24 protein-coding genes are annotated in these 24,773 nt (G+C 69.7%); 10 read left to right on the top strand and 14 right to left on the bottom strand.

What is annotated here, in order from left to right; genetic code table 11:
- Positions 1-2: 2 nt before the first annotated feature.
- Positions 3-809, bottom strand: a complete 807-nt coding sequence (locus NF557_RS04790; RefSeq protein ID WP_252622158.1) for a purine-nucleoside phosphorylase — start codon at positions 807-809, stop codon at positions 3-5.
- 31 nt (positions 810-840) lie between these two features.
- On the opposite strand from NF557_RS04790, the gene NF557_RS04795 reads away from it, so the two are divergent.
- The gene (locus NF557_RS04795) at positions 841-2,292 is read left to right on the top strand and encodes an NAD(P)H-quinone dehydrogenase (protein WP_252622160.1); all 1,452 of its coding nucleotides are present in this window, start codon (positions 841-843) and stop codon (positions 2,290-2,292) included.
- A gap of 137 nt (positions 2,293-2,429) precedes the next feature.
- Here NF557_RS04795 and NF557_RS04800 read toward each other — a convergent pair whose 3' ends face one another.
- The gene (locus NF557_RS04800) at positions 2,430-4,040 is read right to left on the bottom strand and encodes a Na+/H+ antiporter NhaC family protein (protein ID WP_252622162.1); all 1,611 of its coding nucleotides are present in this window, start codon (positions 4,038-4,040) and stop codon (positions 2,430-2,432) included.
- Between the two features lie 72 nt (positions 4,041-4,112).
- Complete coding sequence (locus tag NF557_RS04805) at positions 4,113-5,888, bottom strand: acetyl/propionyl/methylcrotonyl-CoA carboxylase subunit alpha (protein ID WP_252622164.1); 1,776 nt, start codon at positions 5,886-5,888, stop codon at positions 4,113-4,115.
- 116 nt (positions 5,889-6,004) lie between these two features.
- Between NF557_RS04805 and NF557_RS04810 the strand changes: the two genes are divergently transcribed.
- Positions 6,005-7,267 (top strand): alpha-hydroxy acid oxidase, encoded by a 1,263-nt coding sequence (locus NF557_RS04810; protein WP_252622166.1) that lies wholly within the window; start codon positions 6,005-6,007, stop codon positions 7,265-7,267.
- A gap of 109 nt (positions 7,268-7,376) precedes the next feature.
- On the opposite strand, the gene NF557_RS04815 is transcribed toward NF557_RS04810, so the two are convergent.
- Complete coding sequence (locus tag NF557_RS04815; protein ID WP_252622169.1) at positions 7,377-7,784, bottom strand: MerR family transcriptional regulator; 408 nt, start codon at positions 7,782-7,784, stop codon at positions 7,377-7,379.
- Between the two features lie 60 nt (positions 7,785-7,844).
- Between NF557_RS04815 and NF557_RS04820 the strand changes: the two genes are divergently transcribed.
- Together NF557_RS04820 and NF557_RS04825 are read left to right on the top strand one after the other, a co-directional pair.
- Positions 7,845-9,029 (top strand): acyl-CoA dehydrogenase family protein, encoded by a 1,185-nt coding sequence (locus NF557_RS04820; RefSeq protein WP_252622171.1) that lies wholly within the window; start codon positions 7,845-7,847, stop codon positions 9,027-9,029.
- A gap of 26 nt (positions 9,030-9,055) precedes the next feature.
- Positions 9,056-10,648 (top strand): acyl-CoA carboxylase subunit beta, encoded by a 1,593-nt coding sequence (locus NF557_RS04825; RefSeq protein WP_252622172.1) that lies wholly within the window; start codon positions 9,056-9,058, stop codon positions 10,646-10,648.
- A 38-nt stretch (positions 10,649-10,686) separates the two neighbouring features.
- On the opposite strand, the gene NF557_RS04830 is transcribed toward NF557_RS04825, so the two are convergent.
- The 7 genes from NF557_RS04830 to NF557_RS04860 all read right to left on the bottom strand — a co-directional run bounded on the left by NF557_RS04830 (position 10,687) and on the right by NF557_RS04860 (position 16,465).
- Positions 10,687-10,908: a hypothetical protein gene (locus NF557_RS04830; protein ID WP_252622174.1), complete on the bottom strand. Its 222-nt coding sequence runs from the start codon at positions 10,906-10,908 to the stop codon at positions 10,687-10,689.
- A gap of 94 nt (positions 10,909-11,002) precedes the next feature.
- Positions 11,003-11,416: a hypothetical protein gene (locus NF557_RS04835; RefSeq protein WP_252622176.1), complete on the bottom strand. Its 414-nt coding sequence runs from the start codon at positions 11,414-11,416 to the stop codon at positions 11,003-11,005.
- Positions 11,413-12,057 (bottom strand): Maf family protein, encoded by a 645-nt coding sequence (locus tag NF557_RS04840; protein WP_252622178.1) that lies wholly within the window; start codon positions 12,055-12,057, stop codon positions 11,413-11,415. Before NF557_RS04840 ends, NF557_RS04835 begins: the two co-directional genes overlap by 4 nt.
- A gap of 130 nt (positions 12,058-12,187) precedes the next feature.
- The gene (locus tag NF557_RS04845; RefSeq protein WP_252622180.1) at positions 12,188-12,736 is read right to left on the bottom strand and encodes a Uma2 family endonuclease; all 549 of its coding nucleotides are present in this window, start codon (positions 12,734-12,736) and stop codon (positions 12,188-12,190) included.
- A gap of 158 nt (positions 12,737-12,894) precedes the next feature.
- The gene (locus tag NF557_RS04850; protein WP_252622182.1) at positions 12,895-13,818 is read right to left on the bottom strand and encodes a transglutaminase-like domain-containing protein; all 924 of its coding nucleotides are present in this window, start codon (positions 13,816-13,818) and stop codon (positions 12,895-12,897) included.
- A gap of 97 nt (positions 13,819-13,915) precedes the next feature.
- Positions 13,916-14,755, bottom strand: coding sequence for a MerR family transcriptional regulator (locus NF557_RS04855; protein ID WP_252622184.1), 840 nt, complete (start codon positions 14,753-14,755; stop codon positions 13,916-13,918).
- A 24-nt stretch (positions 14,756-14,779) separates the two neighbouring features.
- Positions 14,780-16,465, bottom strand: a complete 1,686-nt coding sequence (locus NF557_RS04860) for a DUF885 domain-containing protein (RefSeq protein ID WP_252622186.1) — start codon at positions 16,463-16,465, stop codon at positions 14,780-14,782.
- Between the two features lie 61 nt (positions 16,466-16,526).
- On the opposite strand from NF557_RS04860, the gene NF557_RS04865 reads away from it, so the two are divergent.
- Both NF557_RS04865 and NF557_RS04870 read left to right on the top strand, forming a co-directional pair.
- Complete coding sequence (locus NF557_RS04865; protein ID WP_252622188.1) at positions 16,527-16,952, top strand: PPOX class F420-dependent oxidoreductase; 426 nt, start codon at positions 16,527-16,529, stop codon at positions 16,950-16,952.
- A complete protein-coding gene (locus tag NF557_RS04870; RefSeq protein WP_252622190.1) occupies positions 16,949-17,674 on the top strand; it encodes an MOSC domain-containing protein in 726 nt (241 codons plus the stop codon). Before NF557_RS04865 ends, NF557_RS04870 begins: the two co-directional genes overlap by 4 nt.
- A gap of 332 nt (positions 17,675-18,006) precedes the next feature.
- On the opposite strand, the gene NF557_RS04875 is transcribed toward NF557_RS04870, so the two are convergent.
- The 3 genes from NF557_RS04875 to NF557_RS04885 form a co-directional block, all read right to left on the bottom strand.
- On the bottom strand, positions 18,007-19,116 hold the full coding sequence (locus NF557_RS04875) for a type IV toxin-antitoxin system AbiEi family antitoxin domain-containing protein (protein WP_252622191.1): 1,110 nt from the start codon (positions 19,114-19,116) through the stop codon (positions 18,007-18,009).
- Between the two features lie 189 nt (positions 19,117-19,305).
- Complete coding sequence (locus tag NF557_RS04880) at positions 19,306-19,605, bottom strand: acyl-CoA carboxylase subunit epsilon (protein WP_252622193.1); 300 nt, start codon at positions 19,603-19,605, stop codon at positions 19,306-19,308.
- Positions 19,602-21,221 carry an acyl-CoA carboxylase subunit beta gene (locus NF557_RS04885; RefSeq protein ID WP_252622195.1) on the bottom strand — a complete coding sequence of 540 codons (1,620 nt, stop codon included), beginning with the start codon at positions 21,219-21,221 and terminating at the stop codon, positions 19,602-19,604. The genes NF557_RS04880 and NF557_RS04885 overlap by 4 nt, the downstream gene beginning before the upstream one ends.
- Positions 21,222-21,244: 23 nt before the next feature.
- Here NF557_RS04885 and NF557_RS04890 point away from each other — a divergent pair, with 23 nt between their 5' ends.
- The 4 genes from NF557_RS04890 to NF557_RS04905 all read left to right on the top strand — a co-directional run bounded on the left by NF557_RS04890 (position 21,245) and on the right by NF557_RS04905 (position 24,671).
- Positions 21,245-22,024, top strand: coding sequence for a biotin--[acetyl-CoA-carboxylase] ligase (locus tag NF557_RS04890; RefSeq protein WP_252622197.1), 780 nt, complete (start codon positions 21,245-21,247; stop codon positions 22,022-22,024).
- A 10-nt stretch (positions 22,025-22,034) separates the two neighbouring features.
- On the top strand, positions 22,035-22,850 hold the full coding sequence (locus NF557_RS04895) for an enoyl-CoA hydratase/isomerase family protein (RefSeq protein WP_252622199.1): 816 nt from the start codon (positions 22,035-22,037) through the stop codon (positions 22,848-22,850).
- Between the two features lie 79 nt (positions 22,851-22,929).
- The gene (locus NF557_RS04900) at positions 22,930-23,613 is read left to right on the top strand and encodes a response regulator transcription factor (protein WP_252622201.1); all 684 of its coding nucleotides are present in this window, start codon (positions 22,930-22,932) and stop codon (positions 23,611-23,613) included.
- Positions 23,614-23,621: 8 nt separating this feature from the next.
- Positions 23,622-24,671, top strand: a complete 1,050-nt coding sequence (locus NF557_RS04905) for a sensor histidine kinase (protein ID WP_252622203.1) — start codon at positions 23,622-23,624, stop codon at positions 24,669-24,671.
- The last annotated feature ends 102 nt before the right edge of the window (positions 24,672-24,773 follow it).

Consider the following 24,773-nt stretch of genomic DNA (forward strand, 5'->3'; position numbering starts at 1 on the left):
ACTCACAGTCGCCCCACGATCTGGGCGAGGAGGTCGCCGCAGCGCGCCGCCGCGCCACGACCTGCCTCGATGACCTCCTCGTGCGACAGCGGCGTGTCGCTGATGCCCGCGGCAGCGTTGGTCACCAGGGAGATCCCGAGCACGTCGAGACCGGCCTCGCGGGCGGCGATCGCCTCGAGGGTGGTGGACATGCCGACCAGGTCACCGCCGATGATCTTGGCCATCTGCACCTCGGCGGGCGTCTCATAGTGCGGACCCCGGAACTGGACATAGACGCCCTCGTCGAGGGTCGGGTCGACCTCGCGGGCCAGCTCCCGCAGCCGGGGGGTGTAGAGGTCGGTCAGGTCGACGAAGTTGGCGCCCTCGATCGGCGACTCGCCGGTGAGGTTGATGTGGTCGCGGATCAGCACGGGGGTGCCGGGGGCCCACGCCGGGTTGAGCCCGCCGCAGCCGTTGGTGAGCACGATGGTCTGGCAACCGGCGGCCGCCGCCGTGCGGATGGTGTGGACGACGGCGCGCACGCCGCGACCCTCGTAGTAGTGGGTGCGCGTGCCGAAGACCAGGGCGCGCTTGCCGCTGCCGGCCACCTCGACCGAGCGCATCGTGCCGGTGTGCCCGGCGACCGCGGCGCCGGTGAAGCCCGGGACCACCGTGTTCTCCACGGTCGCGACGGTCTCGCCGATCAGGTCGGCGGCCGTCCCCCAGCCAGACCCGAGCACGAGAGCGATGTCATGGGTGGGTGTGCCGGTGCGCTCGGCGACGACGGTCGCGGCGGCACGGGCTACCTCTGCAGGGGATTCGGTGATCACGGGAGAACCCTACCGATGGTTGGATGGGTCCGTGAGTGGACAGCAGAGCGCAGTGGTGGTCATCGGTGGCGGACCGGGTGGATACGAGGCGGCGCTGCCGGCGGCGCAGCTGGGGGCACGGGTCACCGTGGTCGAGCGGGAGGGACTGGGCGGGGCGGCCGTGCTGACGGACTGCGTCCCCAGCAAGGCGCTGATCGCGACGGCCGACTTCATGGACCGGTTCAGCGCCGCAGCCCGCATCGGCGTCGGCTTCGACGGCCATGACGGCGACCAGGGGGTGCAGGCCCACCTGGCCCAGGTCAATGACCGGATCATGCGGTTGGCCCAGGCCCAGAGCGCCGACATCCGGGACCGGCTGCTCGCCGCGGGGGTCGAGGTCATCAAGGGTGCAGGGCGCATCGCCTCGCCCGGAGTGGTCGAGGTCGCCACGGACATCACGCACGTCGAGTCGGGGGAGGAGCCGGCGCCGTCGGACGAGGAACGCTCCCGGCACACCAGATCCCTGACGGCTGACGTCATCCTCGTCGCCACCGGTGCGCGCCCGCGGGTCCTGGACTCCGCCGTCCCCGACGGGGAGCGGATCCTGACCTGGCAGCAGATCTATGACCTCAAGGAGCTCCCCGAGAAGCTGATCGTCATCGGCTCCGGTGTGACTGGTGCCGAGCTGGCCCATGCCTATCTCGGGCTGGGCTGCGCCGTCACCCTGGTCTCCTCCCGCGAGCGGGTGCTGCCGGGTGAGGACGCCGACGCGGCCACGGTGCTGGAGGAGGTCTTCCGCAGCCGCGGCATGGAGGTGCTCAACCGCTCCCGTGCGGGCGGCGTCGTCCGCGACGGCGACGAGGTGGTGGTGACACTGGAGGACGGTCGGGAGGTCCGCGGGTCGCACGCGCTGCTGGCCGTGGGGTCGATCCCGAACACCGCCGACATGGGGCTGGAGGAGGCCGGCGTGACGCTGAGCGACTCCGGCCACATCGAGGTCGACCGCGTCTCACGCACGTCTGTGCAGGGGATCTATGCCGCCGGCGACTGCACCGGGGTCCTGCCGCTGGCCTCGGTCGCGGCCATGCAGGGCCGCATCGCGATCGCGCATGCCCTGGGCGACGCCGTCGCGCCGCTGAACCTGGGACGGGTCAGCTCGAACATCTTCACCGACCCCGAGATCGCCACGGTCGGCGTCTCGCAGGCCGACGTCGACTCCGGCAGGGTGGACGCGCGCTCGGTGATGCTGCCGCTCACCGGCAACCCGCGAGCCAAGATGCAGAACACCAAGCACGGGTTCGTCAAGCTGTTCGCGCGCAACGGCAGCGACACGATCCTGGGCGGTGTCGTGGTGGCCCCCCGGGCCAGCGAGCTGATCTTCCCGATCACCCTGGCGGTCGCGAACCGGCTCAACGTCGACCAGTTCTCCTCGACGTTTACCGTCTATCCGTCGATGTCGGGTTCCATCGCGGAGGCTGCGCGCCAGCTGCACTCGGTCGACTGACCCAGTCCTGGGGTCGTTCGGACCGCGGCCTGCGTCTTTTCGGCGCGGTTCAGACGGCCGCTCGCACTCTTGGGATGGTTCGGACTCGATGCCCCGTGTCACCAACTTCGTTGTCAGCAACCTCCCTGTCAGGGCAGCTAGGCGGGGGTGCGTTCGGCCTGTTCGTCGGCTGGGATCTCCTCCTCCAGCGGGGTGAGCACCACCTTGGCTGCCACCGCTGCGAGTGCCAGGAGGCCAAGTGCCGCGACGAGTCCCAGGACGCCGTTGCCGGTCAGGGCGAAGACGATGTAGCCGGCTAGCGCGATCGCCGCACTGGCCAGCGCGTAGGGCAGCTGGGTGGTGACGTGAGTGATGACATTGGCCCCGGACCCGGTGCTCGACAGGATGGTCGTGTCGCTGATGGGGGAGCAGTGGTCCCCGAAGACGGCCCCGGCCAGGACCGCACCAAAGGCAGGCAGCAACAGCTCTGCGCCGCCCTCGACGTTGTTCATGATCTGTCCGGCGATCGGCAGCAGGAGACCAAAGGAGCCCCAGGAGGTGCCGGTCGAGAACGCCATGGCTCCGGCCAGCACGAACATCAGCGGGATCAACCAGGCAGCGGGGAGGGCGGCCGCCTCGACCAGGCTGCCGAGATACTTGCCGGTGCCGAGCTGGCCGATCAGGTCGCCCAGCATCCACGCCAGCAGCAGGATCGACACAGCCGGCATCATGGACTTGATGCCCTCCCAGAAACCCAGGCCGAGGGTGGTGAGGCTGAACTTCGGGTTGTCGGAGGTGTAGCGCAGGTAGTAGTAGAGCGCCGCAGCCAGGCCCAGCAACCCGCCCCACAGCAGTGCCGAGCTGACGTCGGTGTTCGCGAAGATCGCCAGAAGGTCAAGGCTGCCACCGGCGCGGTAGCCGGTCCAGGCGATGCCGGCCAGCACCCCCACCACCAGCAGCAGGAAGGGGATGATCAGGGCCCGCTTGGCCCCGGGGTGGTGGACCGGCAGGTCCTCGGCCAGCTCTCCGGGGATGACCTCGTCGGGGTTGAACGTCCTGCCCTCGCTGATCGCGCGACGTTCTTCGGCGCGCATCGGCCCGATCTCGATGTGCAGCCCGACGGTGACCCAGACCACCAGGACCGTCACGATGGCGTAGTAGTTCATCGCCGCGGAGCCCAGGAAGGCGCCGACGTCACTGACGACGAGCGCGGATCCCGCCAGGATCGGCGCCATGATGCCGATAATGCTGGCGCCCCAGCTGGAGAAGGGGGCGAGGACTGCCACCGGTGCCGAGGTGGAGTCGACGATGTAGGCGAGTTTGGCGCGGGAGACATGGTGTTCGTCGGTCACCGGGCGCGCCACCTGACCGACCGCCAGGGCATTGAAGTAGTCATCGATAAAGATCACTATGCCGAGGGTGGCCGGAAGCACTTTTGCACCGCGGCGCGTGCTGATGCGTTGCACCGCCCAGTCGGAGAAGGCTCGGGTGCCGCCGGACATCATGATGATCGCAGCGATGATGCCCAGGAGCAGGGTGAACACCAGGATGTAGACGTAGTAGGTGTTGACTGTGCCCTCGTCCCAGAAGATGGCGGCGAACGCGTCCCAGACCAGAGTCAACGTGTCGAGGGGATTGAGCCCGGCCACCAGCAGCGCGCTGGCGAGCACGCCGGAGCCCAGGCTGAGGAGCACCCGCTTGGTGGTCAGCACCAGGACGATCGCCAGGACCGGCGGGAGGATCGTCAGGATGGGGAAGTCATCGACCATGGCGCACGCTCCGATGCTGTGGGGTGCCGTCAGACAACCATGTTGTGAACGGCGCCGCCAGTGGTGCTCCGGTCAGTCCTTGAGCTCGCAGATGGCGGCGCCGTTGCCGACCGTCTGGCCGACCTCGGCCGACAGTCCCGTGACGGTGCCGGCCTTGTGGGCGTTGATCGGCTGCTCCATCTTCATCGCCTCGAGCACCACGACGAGCTCCCCCTCGGCGACCTGCTGGCCCTCCTCGACGGCGATCTTGACGATCGTGCCCTGCATCGGGGCGGTCACCGCATCGCCGGAGGCCGCTGCTGCGCCACCACCGGAGCGGGCGCGCTTGGGGGCCTTCTTGCGGGCGCCGTTGGCGCTGCCGCCGCCACCGAGGGACAGGCCGCCGGGCAGGGAGACCTCCAGGCGCTTGCCACCCACCTCGATCACGAGGTTCTGCCGCTCCTCGGGCTCGCCGTCGCTGGCGGCGGTCGGCCCGGAGTAGGGCTCGATCTGGTTGTCGAACTCGGTCTCCATCCAGCGGGTGTGCACGGTGAACGGGGCCTGCGGGTCCTCGGGCGCAAAGGCCGGGTCCTCGACGACGACGCGGTGGAAGGTCAGCGCCGTGGGCATGCCCTCGACCACGAACTCGGACAGGGCGCGCCGTGACCGGGCCAGTGCCTCCTGACGGTCCTTGCCCGTGACGATGAGCTTGGCCAGCATCGAGTCGAACGCACCCGAGATGACATCACCCTGCTCGACGCCGGAGTCCACGCGGACGCCGGGGCCGCTGGGCACCCGATAGGTCAGCACGCTGCCCGGTGCCGGCAGGAAGCCGCGGCCGGGGTCCTCCCCGTTGATCCGGAACTCGAAGGAGTGGCCGCGGGCGACGGGGTCGTCATAACCCAGCTCCTCGCCGTCGGCGACACGGAACTGCTCGCGCACCAGGTCGACGCCGGTGACCTCTTCGGTGACCGGGTGCTCGACCTGCAGCCGGGTGTTGACCTCGAGGAAGGAGATCGTGCCGTCCTGCCCCACGAGGAACTCACACGTCCCGGCGTTGACATAGCCAGCCTCCCTGAGGATGGCCTTGGAGGCCCGGACCAGCTCCGCGTGCTGTGCCTCGCTCAGGAACGGTGCGGGCGCCTCCTCGACCAGCTTCTGGTGCCGGCGCTGCAGGGAGCAGTCGCGCGTCGAGACGACCACGACGTTGCCGTGCTGGTCGGCCAGGCACTGGGTCTCCACGTGGCGCGGCTTGTCGAGGTAACGCTCGACGAAGCACTCACCGCGACCGAACGCCGAGACCGCCTCGCGGACAGCGGAGTCGAACAGCTCGGGGATCTCCTCGATGGTGCGGGCGACCTTCAGGCCACGCCCACCCCCGCCATACGCCGCCTTGATCGCGACCGGCAACCCGTGCTCCTGCGCGAACGCGACCACCTCGTCGGCCCCGTCGACGGGGTCGTTGGTGCCTGGCACCAGGGGAGCGCCGGCCCGCGTGGCGATGTGTCGGGCCTTGACCTTGTCGCCGAGGGAGTCGATCGCCTCGGGACCGGGGCCGATCCAGGTCAGGCCGGCGTCGATCACGGCCCGGGCGAAGGAGGCGTTCTCGGCGAGGAAGCCATAGCCAGGGTGCACCGCGTCGGCGCCGGACTGCCTGGCGATGTCGAGCAGCTTCTCCTGCACCAGGTAGGAGTCGCCTGGCGTGCTGCCGCCCAGTGCGTAGGCTTCGTCGGCCACCTTGACGTGCAGTGCGTCGCGGTCGGGATCGGCATACACGGCGACAGATCCGAGGCCGGCGTCCGTGCAGGCGCGGGCGATGCGGACGGCGATCTCGCCGCGGTTAGCGATAAGGACCTTGCTGATCGGCATGGGGTCACACTAATGCCACGCCTCAAACCGAGTGCTGGCAGTCCGGCGAGGTCGCCTCGGCGGCGCACCCGGGCGCCCGGCTGCACACTCGCGTCGGGTGGGTGATGATCGTCGACATGGTGCAGCGACAGGTTCCCAAGCCCTCCGAGATCTTCGAGTTGTTGAAGTTCAAGAAGGTCGTGCTGAGCGGCAAGGAGCGTCGGCTGGGTTCGGCGCAGACCATTGAGGAACTGCGTGCGATCGCCAAGCGCCGCACCCCGGCCGCGGCCTTCGACTACACCGACGGGGCCGCGGAGAACGAGATCTCCCTGCAGCGCGCGGTGCAGGCCTTCGAGGACGTGGAGTTCCATCCGGCGGTCCTCAACGACGTCTCGGAGGTCAACACCGCGACGACGGTGCTGGGTGACACCTCGGCCCTGCCGTTCGGGATCGCTCCCACCGGCTTCACCCGCCTCATGCAGACCGAGGGCGAGGTCGCCGGTGCCGGAGCGGCCGGGGCCGCCGGGATCCCGTTCACCCTGTCCACACTCGGCACAACTTCCATCGAGGACGTCAAGGCGGCAAACCCGCACGGTCGCAACTGGTTCCAGCTCTATGTCATGCGCCAGCGCGAGATCTCCTACGGACTGGTGGAGCGGGCCGCGGCCGCGGGTTTCGACACCCTGTTCTTCACTGTCGACACCCCGGTGGCCGGGGCCCGACTGCGGGATGCCCGCAACGGCTTCTCGATCCCGCCACAGATCGCCATACGCACGCTGGTCAACGCCTCGGTCCGTCCTTGGTGGTGGTGGGACTTCCTGACCACGCCCAAGCTGGAGTTCGCCTCGCTGTCACAGACCGGTGGCACCGTGGGGGACCTGCTCAACTCGGCGATGGACCCCTCGATCAACTACGAGGACCTGGCCGAGATTCGGGCGATGTGGCCGGGCAAGCTGGCGATCAAGGGTGTCCAGACGGTGCAGGACGCCAAGAAGCTCACCGACCTCGGGGTGGATGCGATCCTGCTGTCCAACCACGGCGGTCGGCAGCTCGACCGGGCTCCCGTCCCGTTCCACCTGCTGCCCGAGGTGGTGCGCGAGGTGGGTGCCGACACCGAGGTCATGGTGGACACCGGGATCCGCAACGGGGCCGACATCGTCGCCTCGCTGGCACTCGGTGCCAGGTTCACGCTGATCGGCCGGGCCTACCTCTATGGCCTGATGGCCGGTGGCCGCGAGGGTGTGGACCGGGCGATCGAGATCCTGGCTACCGAGGTCCGCCGGACCATGCAGCTGCTGCAGGTGCGCACGGTCGAGGAGCTCAACCCCTCACACGTCACCCAGTTGACCCGGTTCAACCGCGTGGATTTTGAGGCGCGGGCGGTCACCGACCGACCCTGATCCCCGGGGAGAGGGTGCCTACGAAACCGCTATCTTTTTGCGGGGGAGGCCTACGAAACCACTATCTTTTTGCGGGGGAGGCCTACGAAACCACTACCTTTTTGCGGGGTCAGGTGAGGCGCGCGAGGTCCTCGTGGCAGCGGCGCTGGATGACCTCGAGCTCGGCGAGGGAGTCCTCGATGTCGCGGCGGCGGCTCTCGAGGTCGGCTCGGCGGTCATCGATCTGGGCCAGCAGATAGCGCAGCTGGCCGGCCTCACCGGGCTGCTCGTCATACATGTCGATGATCGTGCGGATCTCCTCGAGGGGGAAGCCGATGCGCCGTCCCCGCAGGATCAGGGCTAGCCGGATCCGGTCGCGGCGGTGATAGATCCGCTGCGTGCCCCGCCGCTCGGGGGAGAGCAGCCCCAGCTCCTCGTAGTGGCGCACGGCGCGGTGGGTGACGCCGAACTCGTCGGCGACCTCCGCGATCGTCCGGGTCCCGGCCTGGGACGAGTCGTCTGCCTGCGCGCTTGCCATAGGGCTCATGATGCTTTACGTTTACGTCAACGTCAAGCACACCCGAGAGGCCGGCCGCCGATGTTCGAGCTCAGCAGTGACCACGAGGACTTCCGTCGTCTTGTCCGCGACTTCGCCGAGGCAGAGATCGCCCCGCACGTCGAGCAGTGGGACCGGGACAGCCACTTCCCGGTCGACCTGATCCCCAAGATGGGCGAGCTCGGCCTGTTCGGCCTCGAGGCGCCCGAGGAGTTCGGCGGCGCGGGGATGGGCCACGAGGGTTTTTCCTACCTGTGCGTGGCGATCGAGGAGCTCGGCCGCGTCGACCAGGCCATGGGCATCACCTTGGAGGCCGGTGTCGGACTGGGCATCAACCCGATCCAGACCTACGGCACCCGGGAGCAGAAGGAACGCTGGCTGCCGGACCTGCTGGCAGGCAAGGCCCTGGCCGGCTTCGGCCTGACCGAGCCGGAGGCGGGCTCGGACGCCGGTGCAACCAAGACCCGAGCGGTCCTCGAGAACGGCGAATGGGTCATCAACGGCGCCAAGGCGTTCATCACCAACTCCGGGACGGACATCACCTCGGTCGTCACGGTGACCGCCAAGACCGGCGAGCTGCCTGACGGGCGCCCCGAGATCAGCGCGATCATCGTCCCCAACGGCACCGACGGCTTCATCGTCGAGCCGGCCTACCGCAAGCTCGGCTGGCACATCTCCGACACGCACGGCCTGACCTTCGAGGGCGCCCGCGTCCCCGAGGCCAACCTGCTCGGTGAGCGCGGCCACGGGTTCAAGCAGTTCCTCAAGACCCTCGACGACGGCCGCATCGCGATCGCCGCCCTCGCCGTCGGCTGCCTTCAGCGCATGCTGGAGGAGACGACGCGCTACAGCCAGGAGCGTCTCGCCTTCGGCAAGCCGATCGCGACCTATCAGGGCGTCTCCTTCCAGGTCGCCGACATCGCGGTGATGACCGAGGCGGCCCGCGCGCTCGTCTACAAGGCCGCGTGGCTGCGCGAGCAGCAGGCCGCCGGCAAGCGCTCGGTCGCCGAGGTCAAGCAGGCCGCGGCCATCGCCAAGCTCTATGCCACCGAGTCCGCCGTCACGGCGACGCGGATCGCCACGCAGGTCTTCGGCGGCAACGGCTTCATGGAGGAGTACCCCGTGGCCCGCTTCTATCGCGATGCCAAGATCCTGGAGATCGGCGAGGGCACCTCCGAGGTGCAGCGCATGCTGATCGCCCGCGGTCTCGGCCTGCCCGCCGCCTGAGACTGACACCTGACACGATGAGCGGCATGACACCGCAGTCCGGATCCGCACCGGCGCCCTTTGCTGACTCCTCCGAGGGGAGCGACGACCGGGTGGGGGATGTCCGCGGCAGGTTCGCCGCGGCATACGCCGCCTCGCAGTCCCCCTCGGACAAGGCACGCGCCAAGCTCGACAGCCAGAACAAGCTCTATGTCCGCGACCGGATCGCGCTCCTCTTTGACGAGGGCAGCTTCGTGGAGGACGGGCGCTATGCCAACGCGATGGCCACCGGGCTGCCCGCCGACGGCGTGGTGACCGGCCGCGGCGAGGTGGACGGACGCCCGGCGATCGTGGTCGCCAACGACCCCACCGTCAAGGCCGGCTCGTGGGGCGCCCGCACGGTCGAGAAAATCATCCGCGCCACCGAGATGGCGCTGCGCGAGGAGATCCCGATCTTCTGGTTCGTCGACTCCGCCGGCGCGCGGATTACCGACCAGGTCGAGCTCTTCCCGGGGCGCCGGGGCGCGGGCCGGATCTTCCACAACCAGGTCGCGCTGTCCGGCAAGGTCCCGCAGATCTGCTGCCTGTTTGGCCCGTCGGCCGCCGGCGGTGCCTACATCCCCAGCTTCACCGACCTCATCATCATGGTCGAGGGCAACGCGTCGATGTATCTCGGCAGCCCCCGCATGGCCGAGATGGTCGTCGGCGAGAAGGTCTCCCTGGAGGAGATGGGCGGGGCGCGGATGCACTGCACGGTCTCCGGCGTCGGCGACCTGCTCGCCTCCGACGACACCGAGGCGATCGAGCTGGCCAAGCTGTACTTCTCCTACGTGCCGGACAACTGGCACACGCCGGTCCCGCGCTATGAGACGGAGGAGCCGACCGCGCCGCTGACCCGGCACACCGTGCCCGAGGCAGAGTCGCTGCCGTTCGACGTGCGTGAGGTCATCGACGGGCTCGTCGACGACGACAGCTTCTTTGAGATCAAGCCGCTGTTCGCCGCTGAGCTGGTCATCGGCTTTGGTCGTATGGCGGGCGAGACCGTTGGCGTCGTGGCCAACAACTCGGCCGTCAAGGGCGGGGTGCTGTTCACCGACTCCGCCGACAAGGCGACCCGGTTCATCTGGCTGTGCGACGCCTTCGGGATCCCACTGATCTATCTGGCCGACGTGCCGGGCTTCATGATCGGCTCGGAGGTGGAGCGCGGCGGCATCATCCGGCACGGCGCCAAGATGGTCTCGGCGGTGTCGGAGGCCACGGTGCCCCAGTTCTGCATCGTCGTGCGCAAGGCCTACGGCGCCGGGCTCTATGCGATGGGCGGGCCGGGCTTCATGCCCGACGCGACCCTCGCCCTGCCGACCGCCAAGATCGCCGTGATGGGTCCGGAGGCGGCGGTCAACGCGGTCTATGCCAACAAGATCGCCGAGATCAGCGACCCGGACGAGCAGGCCGCCTTCGTGGCCGCGCGCCGGGCGGAGTATGAGGAGGATGTCGACCTCGAGCGGTTGGCCGCAGACCTGGTCATCGACGGAGTGATCGAGGCGGACGCGCTGCGCGGGGAGCTCCTACACCGGCTGAGGTATGCCGCGCGGCGGGATCGGCACTTCTCCTCACGCCACCGGGCGGTCCCGCCGGTGTGAGCCGGGTCCGCGCAGGCCGGCCGACAGCTTCTCGAGCCCTACAGCTTCTCGAGCTTGTGGAACGGGCTGACGATGCGCCGCGTGCAGTTGCCGAAGTCCACGGTCACGGCTGCGCTCTCGTGGCTGATGACGCGCCCGAGCCCGAGGACTGCATGCGTGACCCTGTCGTGCAGCTCAAAACGCTCGATGTCCGGCTCGACCCTCGGCGCGAAGGGGCTGGTGGCGAGGTGACGGCGCTGGGCGCCGGATCGAGTAGTCATCACCCTCAGTATGCCCGGTCTTCGACGTGAGCGTGGCGCTGGGTGTTCAGGCCGCGAAGGGTCGGGTCGCTCACCGTCGATGGCGCCACGGTATCTAGCCGGTGCGCAGGGCGCGCCCGGCGGCGGCACGCACCCGGGCGTTGTCGTCGTCCCGCAGGGCCGCGACCTCACCGGTGAGCTCGGAGAGCCCGTGGGCGCGCACCACCTTCAGACCCATCTCCCGGACGCGCCAGTGCCCGTCACCCAGGGCCATGGCCACCGCCTCAATCGCGCTGTCGTCCCAGACGTAGAGCAGACCGCGCGCTCCCCACACCCGCCGCCAGTAGGCCGCCCAGTCCTCCGTGCCTCCCAGCCACGCCAGGTCCGGGTCGTCCGGCCGCTCCTGCCCCAGCACGAGTCGCGCGCACCAGTCGACCACGGCGCCCTCGCCGAGCGACTCGGCCGCCGAGGCCAACAGCACCCGCGGATGCGCTCCCCGTGGTGGTCCGCCGGGCCGGCCCGTCGTCATACTGCCGATCGGAGGGTGTGCCAGGCGATCCCGAGGTCGCCCAGGAGCGTGCGCAGGACGGGCAGGGCCAGCCCGACGACGGTATGGAAGTCGCCCTCGATCCCGGTCACGTAGGGCCCGCCGAGCCCATCCACGGTGAACGCCCCGGCCACCCGCAGCGGCTCACCGGTCGCGACGTAGGCCTCGATCTCCTCATCGCTCAGGTCGGCGAAGTGCACGAGCGTGGAGGACGTGGCGCCGACCGTGCCGCCGGTGCCGCCCTCGTCGCCCTCGCGGAGGTCGACGAGCCAGTGGCCGGTGTGGAGGATGCCGGAGCGCCCCCTCATCTGCTGCCAGCGGCTGATCGCCTCGGCCGCGTCGGCGGGCTTGCCGTGGTTCGCCGCCCCGAGCTGCAGGACCGAGTCGCACCCCAGGACGACATCGGCGTCAGGGGCGCGTGCGGCAACGTCCTCGCACTTGGCCCGGGCGAGCAGCAGCGCGAGGTCGGGCGCCTCCAGCGGTTGGCCCGCCTCCTGCTCGGCAGCGGCCTGGACGGCCGGCTCGTCGACCGTGGAGACGATCACCTCAGGGTCGACACCGGCCGAGCGCAGGGTGCTCAGACGGGCGGGCGAGGCGGAGGCGAGGACGAGGCGGGTCGGCACGGTGCCACGGTAACGGCTCCTGCCGGCCCTCGCCGTCGAGGAAGCCGACCGCCTGCCAGGACCCGAGGTCACCCTCGAGATTGGCCTGCTCCTCACCGAGCTGCGCGCACGACGTGGCGACGGGGTCGTGCTATTCAAGCAGCAGGTCGGACGGGCGGAAGTCCAGCGGGAAAGGCATCGTGACGTGGACTGGCTCGTCACCGCGCCGCATCTGCACCGCGCGGTAGGCACCGTCGTGGAGCTCGAGCACCGTGACAGACGGCACGTCGGGATCGATGATCCAGTATGACGGGACGCCGGCCGCCGCGAACCGGTCGCGTTTGAGGAGCAGGTCGATGCGACGGGTGCTGGGTGAGAGCACCTCCACGGCGAGCAGGGGGGCCGTCGGGAGGTCTTTCGCGGTGAGGTCATCACGACCTGCGACGAGCAGATCGGGCTGGAGCACGGTGTCCTCGGCGAGCGCAACGTCGAAGGGTGCCGTCTTGATGACCAGACCGTCGGGTCTGTTGCTGCGTAGCAGGACTGTCAGCTCGACGACGACGGCCTGGTGCCACCTGCCCGGACCCGGTGTCACGATGATCGCCCCGTCCAACAACTCATAGCGCTCCGAACCCTCTGGCGGGCGCAGCGCGTCGAGATCGGCCCGTGTCAATGGGCCGGGGTGTGAAGGGATCGTCACGCTCACATGTTGCCCCCTGTCTGTCGGCTACGCCAGTGTGCGGCCCCATTGTGCCAGCGATGGCGGGCCCAGGACCGGCTTGTCCACAGCCTCGTGGCGGTTCCCGTGAGGCGAAGTCCGAGACGACGGCGATGGCGCCGTGGTGGTAGAAACGGAAATCACGCCACCGTCAGGTCCAGATCCTCCCCGACGGGGCGACTCTGCGGGAGCAGAGGGTCGAACCGCAGGACCGAAAGGCCGGGTCGCAGCCCCTCCCGCGTGGCATAGAGCGTGGCGAGCCGGTCCTCGGCTCCGTCCTGTCCCGCATCCGCCTGCGCGATGAGCTCGGCGACCTCGTCGGTCAGTTCCAACACCTCCGGCGACAGCGGGTCGCCCGGGCCGACCATGGCTCCCCAGACATCCCACAGCAGCAACTCGTCCCCGAATCGGTGGGCGAGGTCGCGCAGCACATAGTTCTGGATCAACCACGGGCCTCGGGCGGGCAGACCCGGCGCTACGCCATACAGGCCAGCATCGATCTCGCCGGCCCGCCAACTGCGCCAGACTTCCCCCGCCGTGGGGAACGGTGAGTCTGGGCCGACTGGCATGTCGGTCGGGGACGCCAGGTTGCCCAGCGAGCCAGTGAGCTCCGTGTCGAAACGCACCCAGCGACCGCCGGGGCCCTCGAACTGGGCCTCGACAACCACGTGGTCGTGGCAGAAGTCGGGTTGGAAGTAGCGGGAGAAACCGACCCGACCGCGTGCCGCGATGCCGTGCTCGCGCAGCACCGCACAGGCGAGCAGGGTGTGGTCCCGGCAGCAGCCCTGGACTCGCTCGGTGAGCTCGCGGCGCTGCGTCAGGGGTGTGCCATGACGCTGCTGGTCGCGCTCAAGGGTGCGCTCGATCCACCGCCCGTGGATGTCCCCGCGGGTGTCTTCCGGCAGGACGGTCTGCTCCTCGCGGTAGTGGACGATGACATTGCGCACTGCTGCAGACACCGCCTCGACGGTGGGTTCGACCGCGGCCAGCAGGTCGCTCCACGGGCCGGGGTCGCTGTATGCCGTGTGGTGGTCAGGTCGGAACGGTCCTGTGTGCGTGGTCATGATCCCAGCCTGGGGCCCGCCCCAGGGGCCAGGTCAAGGGCGGCGGTCAGGAAGGCGCGAAACCGCTGCGAAAAGCCGGGCGGCAGCACCGAAACCACTACGAAAATGGGGGGAGGTAGGGGCGCGCGATCTCGGCCACCGGACCCGCGTCGGGTCGGTCGTCCCAGGGGACCGGATAGATCTCGCGGGGCGGTCCGGCGAGACGGCCGTATTCGCGGATCCACCGCTCGACGGCGGCGTAGGCGTGCAGGATCGGGGGATAGGTGCACTCGGCCGCCGTCAGCGGGACCCACGCCTCCTCGTGGGCCGGCTCGACCTGCAGGGTGACCTCGCGGGCCGGTGCCGCAGCCCCTTCGTAGGGCACACACACCTCGATCGGACCGTCGCTGTCCGGGGTCACCGTGCCGTGATAGATCACCCAGTGCTCCTCGGTATGACGGGCGCCCCCTTGGGCGACGTGGTCACGCAGGTCATTCCGCAGGCGGACGATCGTCGGGACCAGGTCTGTCTGGGTGACGTGCACGGTGGCCGTGGCCACCGTGCGTTCGCTCGCAAGCCGGGAACGCACGTGGAAGTCCGGCGCGGGATGATCCAGCAACTCGTCCCGCAGGTAGGCGACGATCCCCTCTCGGCGGCCCACCTCGCGCTCCTGCTCGGACCACCACCGGTGAAGTAGGACCGCCGCCTCGGCATCAGCAGCGGTGATGAGCGACTCGATCCGGTCCAGTGGCATCCTGGCCTGGCGCAGCAGGGCGATCCGCCGGGCCACGCCGACCTGCTCCGGAGCGTAGTAACGGTAGCCAGAGTGCGGATCGACCTCGGCGGGAGCCAGCAGGCCGGACGCGTCATAGAGCCGCAAGGCCTTGGGAGACAGCCCGGTGGCTGCCCCGAACGCGCCGCTGGTCAGCCAGCCGTCCGGGCCGGGCCTGGTGCCCATGCTCAGACCTCGCCGACTCGCGGCTCAGAGCTCACCGAGGACGGCCTGGCGCAGAGTGTCGAGTCCGACGCCACCGACGTCGAGCGCGCGGCGGTGGAAGGCCTTGAGGTCGAAGGCGTCCCCCTCGGCCTCGCGCACCTGGTCGCGCAGCTGCAGCCACAGGCGCTCGCCGATCTTGTAGGCGGGGGCCTGGCCCGGCCAGCCGAGATAGCGGTCCAGCTCGAAGCGGGCGAAGGCCTCCTCCATGTTGGTGTGGTTGTTGAGGAACTCCCACGCCTTGTCATAGGTCCACGCCCCGCCGCCGACCTCGTCGGGAGCGTCTAGGCCGCAGTGGATGCCGATGTCGAGGACCACCCGGGTCGCCCGCAGCGCCTGGCCGTCGAGCAGGCCCATCCGGTTGCCCGGGTCGTCCATGTAGCCCAGGTCCGCCATCAACCACTCGGCATACAGCGCCCAGCCCTCGCCGTGGCCGGAGGTCCAGGACGCCATCCGGCGCCACCGGTTGAGCAGCTCGGCGCGATAAACCGTCTGCGCGATCTGCAGGTGGTGGCCCGGGACGCCCTCGTGATAGACCGTCGTCAGCTCACGCCAGGTGGTGAACTCAGTGACTCCCTTGGGCACCGACCACCACATCCGCCCGGGGCGGGCAAAGTCCTCGCTCGGGCCGGTGTAGTAGACCCCGCCGGTCTGGCTCGGCGCGATCATGCACCCGATCTCGCGCAGCGGCTCCGGGATGTCGAAGTGGTGGTCGGCCAGGTCCGCGATAACCTCGTCGGCCTTGCCCTGCATCCACGCGCGCAGCGCGTCCGTGCCGTGGAGCTGATAGGCCGGGTCGGCGTCGAGGACGGCGATGGCCTCCTTGACGCTGGCGCCGGGCCTGATCGCCTGCGCGGTCTCCTGCATCATCGCGTCGATCCGGGCGACCTCCTCCAGGCCCCAGGCATAGGTCTCCGCGAAGTCGACCTCGGCGCCGAGGAAGTGGCGCGACGCGAGACGATAGCGCTCGACCCCCGCGGCGTCGGACTCCGGCGCCTGCGGCAGGATCTCGTCCGTCAGATAGCTGCCCAGCGTGCCGAAGGCCGTCTTGGCCTCCTCGACCGCGGTCGCCAGCTCCTCGCGCAGCTGCGCCGACTGGCCCTGCGCCTCGGTCAACAGCGCGTCATAGGTGGATCCGTCCCCAGCCTGGTCGGCGCACTGTGCGGCCACCCGCTCCACCTGCCGACGGGGGGACAGACAACCGTGACCGGCAGAGTGAGCCAGCGCCGCGGCATACTGCTCGAACGCCGGCCCCACCGCCCGCAGGCGAGCGGTGATCACGCCCCAGTCCTGCGCCGTCTCCTTGGGCATGATGTCGAAGATGTCGCGGACGGTCTGGACCGGGCAGGCGATGACGTTGAGCTCGGTCGGGTCCTGGCCGGCGACGGTGCGCTCGATGCCTTCGATCTCCAGCGACAGGCGCTCGTGCATCGCCGCCACGGTCACCTTGTCGACGTCGTCGACCGGCTCGAGCCCGTCCAGGGCGGTCAGCGTGCGGGCGTTGAGATCGGCGTGCGCGCGCAGCCCGTCGATCGACAGGTCGTCGATCTCGTCGGTGCGCCCGGGGACCCCCATATACGTGGCGGTCATCGGGCTGAGCTCGAGGACGGCATCGAGGTGCGCCTCGGCCAGGCGGTCGATGTCGGTCTGCTGGCGGTTGGTCGTCTCGGTCACGGGGTGACGCTATCCCAGGGTGGCCCCCCGAGCCAGACGCGTGGACGGCTACCTTGGGGCCATGGCTCTGAGCGACGCACAGCGTGACTATCTGGCTGCCCACACCCTGGCGAGCCTGGCCACCCTCAAGCGCGACGGCCGGCCGCAGCTGTCGCAGGTGGGCTATCACTTCGACGCGGCGAGCGGGACCTTCCGCGTCTCGGTCACGGCCACCCGGGCCAAGACCAAGAACCTGCGCCGTGACCCGCGCGCCACGCTGCTGGTCGTCGGCGGGCGCTGGGAATATCTTGTCGTCGACGGGGACGCCAGCCTCGGCGAAGTCACCACCGACCCGCACGATGGCGCGGCCGACGCCCTCGTGGACCTCTATCGCGCCCTGTCCGGGGAGCACCCCGACTGGGCCGAGTTCCGCACCGCGATGGTCGCCGAGCAGCGCCTGGTGCTCACGGTGACCGCGACGCACGCCTACGGCATCCTCCCGACATGACGCTGACACACGGGCCGGAGTCGCCCCGAGCGGGCCGAGCCCTGTCCGTGAACCTCGGCAAGGCGGTGGCGACCGACCACACCAGTGCGCCGGGTGGGCGGACGGGGATCGACAAGTATGCCGTGAACTCGCTGACCGTCCGACCGCCCGGGCCGAAGGAGAGCGGACAGGGCAGCGGCGTGGTGGGCGACCACATCGGTGACCAGAGGTTCCACGGTGGGGACAACAAGGCGGTCTATCTTTTTGCCCGGGAGGAGCTCGACTGGTGGGAGGTCGAGTCCGGCCGTCCGCTGCGCTCGGGCATCTTTGGCGAGAACGTCACCACGGTCGACCTCGACGTGGACGACCTGGTCGTGGGATCCCGTGTGGCAGTGGGTGACCCAGCCTCGCCCAGAGCGGTGTTGACCGTTGCCGGACCGCGGATCCCGTGCCGCACCTTCGCCGGTCACCTGGGCGAGCGGCAGTGGATCAGGCGGTTCACTGCCCGGGGCCTGACCGGCGCCTACTGCTCCGTCGAGGTGTCGGGGGAGATCCACACCGGCGATGCCCTGACAGTGGTGGACGTCCCGGGTCACGGCATCACGGTGCCGCAGCTGTTCCGGGCGCTGACTGGAGACCTCGAGCTGGTCGAGCAGGTCATCCGGTCCGGGGCGCTCGTCGGCCCGGAGCTGGCTCAGCTCGCCGAGTCGTTCGAGCGGCGCACGGGGCGCACACCGGCCTGAGCGGCGCACGCCGGCCTGAGGGGCAGCACACCGGCCTGAGCGCGCACGCCGGCCGGGGCGCGCACACCGGCCGGGGCGCGCACACCGGCCTGAGCGCGCACACCGGCCTGAGGGGGAGTGCTACCTCTAGCTGCGTCTCCGCTCCTGTGGTCGAGCCTGTCATTGCGTGGGCTTTGTTCCCCCGGAGGGACTGAATCCCACGCGATGGGCGGCTCGGACCCTGGCTACGTCTCCGTTCCTGTGGTCAAGCCTGTCATTGCGTGGGCTTTGTCCCCCCAGAGGGACTGAATCCCACGCGATGGGCGACTGATGGGGCCGCTCCGGGCAGCTCGTCAGCTCGCGATATGTCTGGTCAGGGCGGCCCACCGTTGCGGAAGGTCACAGGATGGGCCGCATGCGCTGGGCGCGCCGGTCCAACCTCGATGGGTCATCGTGAGCGCAAGGTCCAGTGCCACCTCGCATGGTTGTTCGGCTGCATCCCAGGTCACCCTGACGGTGAGGTCACCTGCGGCGGCGGCCTTCCGATCCCGTCGCCGGTCCTCGTGGAAGGAGTCCCGGTGCCATTCGACCCCGTCACCCTCGACCCTGATGCCAAGGAGCACATTGCGCAGATCATTGCGCTCTGTTGGGCCGTTCGTGCTGTCTGCTCTCGAAGTGCCCGCTCCTGGAATGGGGGTTCCCATGGTTCCCGCTGGCCGGGCGGGGCTGTGGGTTCCCATGGTGCCTGCTCTCAAGGCTTCGGCTTCCGCGACGCTCGTTCTGGTGACATCCAGAGGCACCTGCAATGCGAAACCGGACAGGCCATGGGAGCGGATGACTGTGCGGAGGATCCGGGACTCGAGCGAGCTCTCCACACCCTCCACCGCATCGGCGCAGGCACGCCGCAGCCGGTCTGCCATCGGATGGTGCCAGTAGTCCTCGAGCGCTTTCAGTAGCGAGTCCGGCTTGAGCAACTGCCGCTGCGCCGCACGTCCCAGGAGCGCCGAGGTCTCGTCCAGCGTGAACCCTGGCTGAGCTGTCAGGTCGAGGACTGTCTGCCGCACACTGGTGACGCACATGCCCATGCGCTCGACGACTTCCAGCGAACGCCGCCGCACTATCCGGGCGCCTCGCGGGCGGACGACGGTGCGTCCTTCTGGAACGGCGATCCGCAGCATGCTGGGAGCTTTACTTTCCAGGCCCCACATGTAGGCCGCCGAACTGTGCGACAGCGCTGCTCCCGTGCCGGCACACAGGAGTGCGGCCCAAGCGCGTGCATGCCAGTCGGGCTTGCCTGAGTTCGTGAGGTAGACGCCTCGCTGTATCCGCCGCCAGCGGCCGCTGTGCACCGCGTGGAAGACCTGCTTGGGCGTCATGCCGCGGCCAAGGGCTTGTGCTCTGCTGATGACACCATGCTGTGAGTTGGCAAGCCGCATGACCGCCGACATGACCTCTGGCTCCATCGGGTCAGCGTGCCCGAACTCGCCGCAGCGCCCTTCGATTTGTCCACAGGCGGACTGTGTGCCCGGCCATTGCGTGGGGTTTAGTCCCCCAGGAGGACTAAACCCCACGCGATGCCGGAGCGAGCGGGCGATGGAGGTGGCACTGACGCGGAGTGCGGCCCGGTGGGAGAACTGTCAGTGGGAGAACTGTCAGTGGGGGAGGCCGGAGGCGCGCCAGGCGCCGTGGCCGGGCGTGGGTCGAGGCGGTGCGGTGCGGGCCGAGGCGCTCCACAGGCTCGGACGCCGGCGGGCTGCGGTGCCGCCCGTGTCCGCGCCCGACCCGGCTGCCGCGAGGACGGCCATCAGTGCCGCGACCTCCTCGGGCGTCGGGTTGCCCGAGACGACCCGCAGCACCGGCGAGGTCTCCTGGGTGGTGGCGTCGGTCGCGGCGGGAGGTGCGTCGGGAGGGGCGGCCTCGGTGGCGGCGGGAGGTGCAGCGTCGGCGCTCACAGTGGGATGTTCCCGTGCTTGCGCGGAGGCCGGGTGTCCCGCTTGGTGGCCAGGGTGCGCAGCGCCCGGATGATCTCGATGCGGGTCTGCGAGGGGGCGATGACCGCGTCGACATAGCCACGCTCGGCGGCGATGTAGGGGTTGGCCAGGGTGTCCTCATACTCCTGGATCCGGGCGGCGCGCTCGGCGTCGACGTCCCGGCCCTCCTCGGCCGCGGCGGCCAGCTGCTTGCGATAGAGGATGTTGGCCGCACCCTGGGCCCCCATGACCGCGATCTGTGCTGTCGGCCAGGCCAGGTTGATGTCCGCCCCGAGGTGCTTGGAGCCCATCACGTCATAGGCGCCGCCATAGGCCTTGCGCGTGATCACGGTGACGAGCGGGACGGTGGCCTCGGCATACGCATAGAGCAGCTTGGCGCCGCGGCGGATGATGCCGCCGAACTCCTGGTCCGTGCCGGGCAGGAACCCGGGCACGTCGACGAAGGTCAGGATCGGGACGTTGAACGCGTCGCAGGTGCGCACGAACCGGGCGGCCTTCTCGGAGGCGTTGATGTCCAGGGTCCCGGCGAACTGCATCGGCTGGTTGGCCACGACACCGACTGAGCGGCCCTCGACCCGGCCGAACCCGCAGACGATGTTGGGCGCAAACAGCTCCTGGACCTCGAGGAACTCACCGTCGTCCAGCACATGCTCGATCGCGGTCTTGATGTCATAGGGCATGTTCGCCGAGTCGGGCACAAGCGTGTCCAGCTCACGGTCCTCGTCGGTGACCTCCATGTCGGGATCCGCATCGAAGACCGGTGCCTCCTCCAGGTTGTTCTGCGGGAGGTGGGACAGCAGCTCCCTGACATAGGCGATCGCGTCATCCTCGTCGCTGCCCATGTAGTGCGCCACGCCCGAGACGGTGTTGTGGGTCCGCGCGCCGCCGAGGTCCTCAAAGGTCACGTCCTCACCGGTGACGGTCTTGATGACGTCGGGACCGGTGATGAACATGTGCGAGGTCTGGTCGACCATCACGATGAAGTCGGTGATCGCGGGGGAGTAGACCGCACCGCCGGCACTCGGGCCGAGCACCAGGGAGATCTGCGGGATGACGCCGGAGGCGTGCACGTTGCGCTTGAAGATCTCGGCATACAGACCCAGCGCCACGACGCCCTCCTGGATGCGTGCGCCGCCGGAGTCGTTGATGCCGACGACCGGGCAGCCGACCTTCATGGCCAGGTCCATCACCTTGACGATCTTCTCGCCGAACACCTCGCCCAGCGACCCGCCGAAGACGGTGAAGTCCTGGGAGAACACCGCGACCGGACGCCCGTCGACGGTGCCGTAGCCGGTCACCACGCCGTCGCCATACGGCCGCGACTTCTCCTGGCCGAAGGCGGTCGAGCGGTGCCGGGCCAGCGCGTCGAGCTCGCTGAACGAACCCTCGTCCAGCAGCTCGTCGATGCGCTCGCGTGCCGTCTTCTTGCCCTTGGCGTGCTGCTTCTCGACGGCGCGCGCCGAACCCGCGTGCACGGCCTCGTCCATGCGGGCGTGGTAGTCGGCCAGCTTGCTGGCCGTGGTGTGGATGTCGGGTCCAGCCTCGGGCGCGGCGTCGTGGTGGGGGTCCGCAGTCATGGAGGACAACTTAGCCTTGCCCCGTGGACCCTTTGTCGTGGGATGCCCCGGAATGGCACGCGAGCATCGACTCGACCAACCTCGAGGCCCTGCGTGAGCCGCGTCCTGGTCGGGTGGTCGTCGCCGACCACCAGAGCGCCGGACTCGGCCGCAGGGGCCGCTCGTGGACAGCGCCACCGGACTCCTCGGTCGCGGTCTCCGTCGTGCTGCCCGCCCCGGGACCGGCCCTGCTCGGGTGGGTCCCGCTGGTCACCGGGCTGGCGGTCAGCCAGGCGCTCTCCCGGAGCAGGTATGCCGTGCCGACCGTCCTGAAGTGGCCGAACGACGTCCTGGCCCGGGACGGGCAGGAGTGGCTGAAGATCTGTGGGGTGCTCGCGCACGCTGCCGTCGACGGCGGTGGTGCGCCTGTCGTGGTCGTCGGCGCAGGGCTCAATATCGACCAGACGCGCGAGGAGCTGCCGGTGCCGACCGCGACGTCGTGGCGCCTGGCGCGAGGTGGTCCCGACGGCAAGGTGGCCGCACCGCTGCCGGACGGTGCGCGCGAGCAGTTCGTCACCGACTACCTCGACCGGCTGGCAGACCTGATGGGCACCCTGGTGCGGGATCCGGGGACGGTGCGCACGGCATACCGTGACCACTGCTCGACGATCGGGGCCCCGGTCCAGGTCCACCTGCCGGAGGGAGGGTTGCGCACCGGTGCAGCCGTCGACGTGGACGAGACCGGGGCGCTGGTGGTGGAGGGCGACGGACGACGCACTGTCCACCTCGCCGGCGATGTCGTGCATGTCAGACCCGCGGTCTAACCTTGCCGCCATGACCTCGCAGACTCCTGCTGACAGCGCGCCGACCCTGCTCAGGGTCACCCGGCACGGCGACGGCGACCACGTGGTCGAGCTCGCCCTGGACCGGCCCGAGGCGATGAACGCGATCTCGACGGCCTTCGCGCAGGAGATCGCCGACGTCACCGACGCCCTGGCGGCCGACCCGCAGGTGCGCGCGGTGGTGCTGTCCTCGACCCACCCCAAGGCGTTCTGCGTCGGGGCCGACCTCAAGGAGCGCAACAGCTTCACCGACGCCGACCTGATGCGCCAGCGGCCGATCGCGCAGCGGGCCTATGGCGGGGTGCTCAACCTGCCGATGCCCGTCTTTGCCGCCGTGGACGGGTTCGCGCTCGGCGGCGGACTGGAGATCGCGCTGAGCTGTGACGTGATCATCGCCGGCGAGGGTGCCCTGGTCGGACTGCCGGAGGTGTCGGTCGGGGTGATCCCCGGTGGCGGTGGCACCCAGCTGCTCACCCGTCGGATCGGGTGGTCGAAGGCAGCCAAGGCGATCTTCACCGCGGCCAAGATGCCGGCGGCCGAGGCGTTCGAGCTGGGGATCGTTGACGAGCTCGTGGCCTCCGGGGGTGCGCGTGAGCGGGCCCTGGAGCTGGCTGGCGTCGTCGCGGGGCACAGCCCCGTCGGGGTGCGCAACGCCAAGCGCGCGATGCGACTGGGCGCCGACGTCGACCTGCAGACCGGGCTCGTCGCGGAGGACGCCGGGTGGCGCGCGACGGCCTTTTCCGCCGACCGGGCCGAGGGCGTGGCGGCGTTTGTGGAGAAGCGCAGGCCGGACTGGCCGGGGTTCTGACCGGGCACGGTTCGGCACGGGACTCACTGGGTGAGCCGGGGATCTCCGTTCTGGCCCAGGACTCCGTATCATCGACGCCATGACCCGTGTGTTGCTTGCCGAGGACGACGAGACCATCTCCGAGCCGCTGGCGCGTGCCCTGCGCCGCGAGGGCTATGAGGTCGACGTCTGCGGTGATGGCCGCAAGGCACTCCAGGTGGCCAGCAAGCAGACCCCTGACCTGGTGATCCTTGACCTGGGGCTGCCCTATGTCGACGGCCTGGACGTGTGCCGTCAGCTGCGTCGTGACGGGCTGACCAGCCCGGTCCTGATCCTCACCGCCCGCGGCGACGAGGTCGACACGGTGGTGGGTCTTGATGCCGGCGCCGACGACTACGTCACCAAGCCGTTCCGCCTGGCCGAGCTGCTCGCCCGCGTGCGGGCCCTGCTGCGTCGTGGCACTGAGGAGCCCGAGGACGAGCCGGAGCGCCCGATCACCATCGACACCAAGGCCCGTCGGGCGTTCTTCCGCAGCCAAGAGCTGCAGCTGACCGCCAAGGAGTTCGACCTGCTGCGCGTGCTGATGCGCGAGGGAGGTCGCGTGGTCTCCCGCGAGGATCTGATGCGCGAGGTCTGGGACTCGGCCTGGTACGGCTCCACCAAGACCCTCGACATGCACGTGTCGGTGCTGCGCCGCAAGATCGGTGACGACGCCGCAGACCCCAAGCACATCGTCACGGTGCGCGGCGTCGGCTTCCGCTTTGAGAACGAGCCCGAGAGCTAGATCCACCCGTGGGCGCTGAGTTCCGCTGGGTCGCGCTGGTCGCCGGCGTCGGGTCCGCGGTCCTGGCGCTGACCCTGTCGTGGACGGTCGCCGCCATCGTGGGCACTGTGCAGCGCGGCCGCGTGGACGCCGGGGACGAGATGCTGCCAATGTGGGTCGGGGTGTTTGCCGGCGCCGTCATATTCATCGTCGTGATCTCGGTGTCCTGGTATGCCGTGCTCCGGCTGGCCGAGCTGCGCGCGCAGCGGACGGCGCAGGCGATGCGCCAGCTGTCCCAGCGGGCGGAGGAGTATGGCTCGGGCGGCTTCGCGCTCGAGCCGCTGAGCCAGGAGCTGGTGCCGCTGACCTCCGGGCTGGAGGAGGTCGACAGCCTCTCGCGGGTCCTGGACCGCAACCACCGCGCGCTGATGCGGGCCCTGACCGCCGAGCGCTCCTTCGCCGCTGACGCGTCACACCAGCTGCGCACCCCGCTCGCGGCGCTGCTGCTGCGGCTGGAGGAGATCAGTAGCTCCACCGAGTCGGAGGCCTCGCGGCTGGAGGCCGAGCTCGCGATCAGCCAGACCGAGCGGTTGGCGGGGGTGGTCGACGACCTGCTGCACCGCACCCGCGCCGGCCACACCGACGGCGGACGCTCCGTGTCGCTCGACACGGTGCTGACCCAGCTGTCCAAGGAGTGGGAGGCCTCCTTCGCCGGGGCCGGCCGCTCGATCTCGACGTCCATCGAGCGCGGCATGATCGTGCGTTCCAGCGCGTCGGCCATCTCGCAGATCCTCAACACGCTGGTGGAGAACTCATTGGTCCACGGCGTGGGCGATGTCGCGATCCGGGCCCGACGCAGCGGACCCTCGGCGGTCATTGAGGTCGCCGACCAGGGTCCGGGCATCCCTCCAGCGCTGGCGCGGGTCATCTTTGAGCGGGGGACGACGACCGGCAGCGGCACCGGCCTGGGCCTGGCCGTCGCCCGCGAGACGGCGGAGTCGTTCGGCGGGCGCCTGGAGCTGGTGCGGGCCGAGCCGGCGGTCTTCGCGCTCTTTGTGTCGATGGCTCCCGCGCGCTAACCCATTTTCATAGCGGTTTCGCTGGTGAACCCCGCCTTTTCGTAGCGGTTTCGCCGGGCCGTCCAGCACCTCACCGCCCGACCCTGGCCAACCCTGGCCTAG

Source organism: Ornithinimicrobium cryptoxanthini (assembly GCF_023923205.1).
Lineage (GTDB): Bacteria > Actinomycetota > Actinomycetes > Actinomycetales > Dermatophilaceae > Ornithinicoccus > Ornithinicoccus cryptoxanthini.

Excerpts from the sequence above, each read along its gene's own strand:
- NF557_RS04830 (WP_252622174.1), bottom strand. The coding sequence starts at position 10,908 with ATGACTACTCGATCCGGCGCCCAGCGCCGTCACCTCGCCACCAGCCCC.
- NF557_RS04805 (WP_252622164.1), bottom strand. The coding sequence starts at position 5,888 with ATGCCGATCAGCAAGGTCCTTATCGCTAACCGCGGCGAGATCGCCGTC.
- NF557_RS04850 (WP_252622182.1), bottom strand. The coding sequence starts at position 13,818 with ATGACCACGCACACAGGACCGTTCCGACCTGACCACCACACGGCATAC.
- NF557_RS04865 (WP_252622188.1), top strand. The coding sequence starts at position 16,527 with ATGGCTCTGAGCGACGCACAGCGTGACTATCTGGCTGCCCACACCCTG.
- NF557_RS04800 (WP_252622162.1), bottom strand. The coding sequence starts at position 4,040 with ATGGTCGATGACTTCCCCATCCTGACGATCCTCCCGCCGGTCCTGGCG.
- NF557_RS04895 (WP_252622199.1), top strand. The coding sequence starts at position 22,035 with ATGACCTCGCAGACTCCTGCTGACAGCGCGCCGACCCTGCTCAGGGTC.
- NF557_RS04825 (WP_252622172.1), top strand. The coding sequence starts at position 9,056 with ATGACACCGCAGTCCGGATCCGCACCGGCGCCCTTTGCTGACTCCTCC.
- NF557_RS04870 (WP_252622190.1), top strand. The coding sequence starts at position 16,949 with ATGACGCTGACACACGGGCCGGAGTCGCCCCGAGCGGGCCGAGCCCTG.
- NF557_RS04815 (WP_252622169.1), bottom strand. The coding sequence starts at position 7,784 with ATGGCAAGCGCGCAGGCAGACGACTCGTCCCAGGCCGGGACCCGGACG.
- NF557_RS04900 (WP_252622201.1), top strand. The coding sequence starts at position 22,930 with ATGACCCGTGTGTTGCTTGCCGAGGACGACGAGACCATCTCCGAGCCG.
- NF557_RS04835 (WP_252622176.1), bottom strand. The coding sequence starts at position 11,416 with ATGACGACGGGCCGGCCCGGCGGACCACCACGGGGAGCGCATCCGCGG.
- NF557_RS04820 (WP_252622171.1), top strand. The coding sequence starts at position 7,845 with ATGTTCGAGCTCAGCAGTGACCACGAGGACTTCCGTCGTCTTGTCCGC.
- NF557_RS04885 (WP_252622195.1), bottom strand. The coding sequence starts at position 21,221 with ATGACTGCGGACCCCCACCACGACGCCGCGCCCGAGGCTGGACCCGAC.
- NF557_RS04855 (WP_252622184.1), bottom strand. The coding sequence starts at position 14,755 with ATGGGCACCAGGCCCGGCCCGGACGGCTGGCTGACCAGCGGCGCGTTC.
- NF557_RS04875 (WP_252622191.1), bottom strand. The coding sequence starts at position 19,116 with ATGGAGCCAGAGGTCATGTCGGCGGTCATGCGGCTTGCCAACTCACAG.
- NF557_RS04810 (WP_252622166.1), top strand. The coding sequence starts at position 6,005 with ATGGTGCAGCGACAGGTTCCCAAGCCCTCCGAGATCTTCGAGTTGTTG.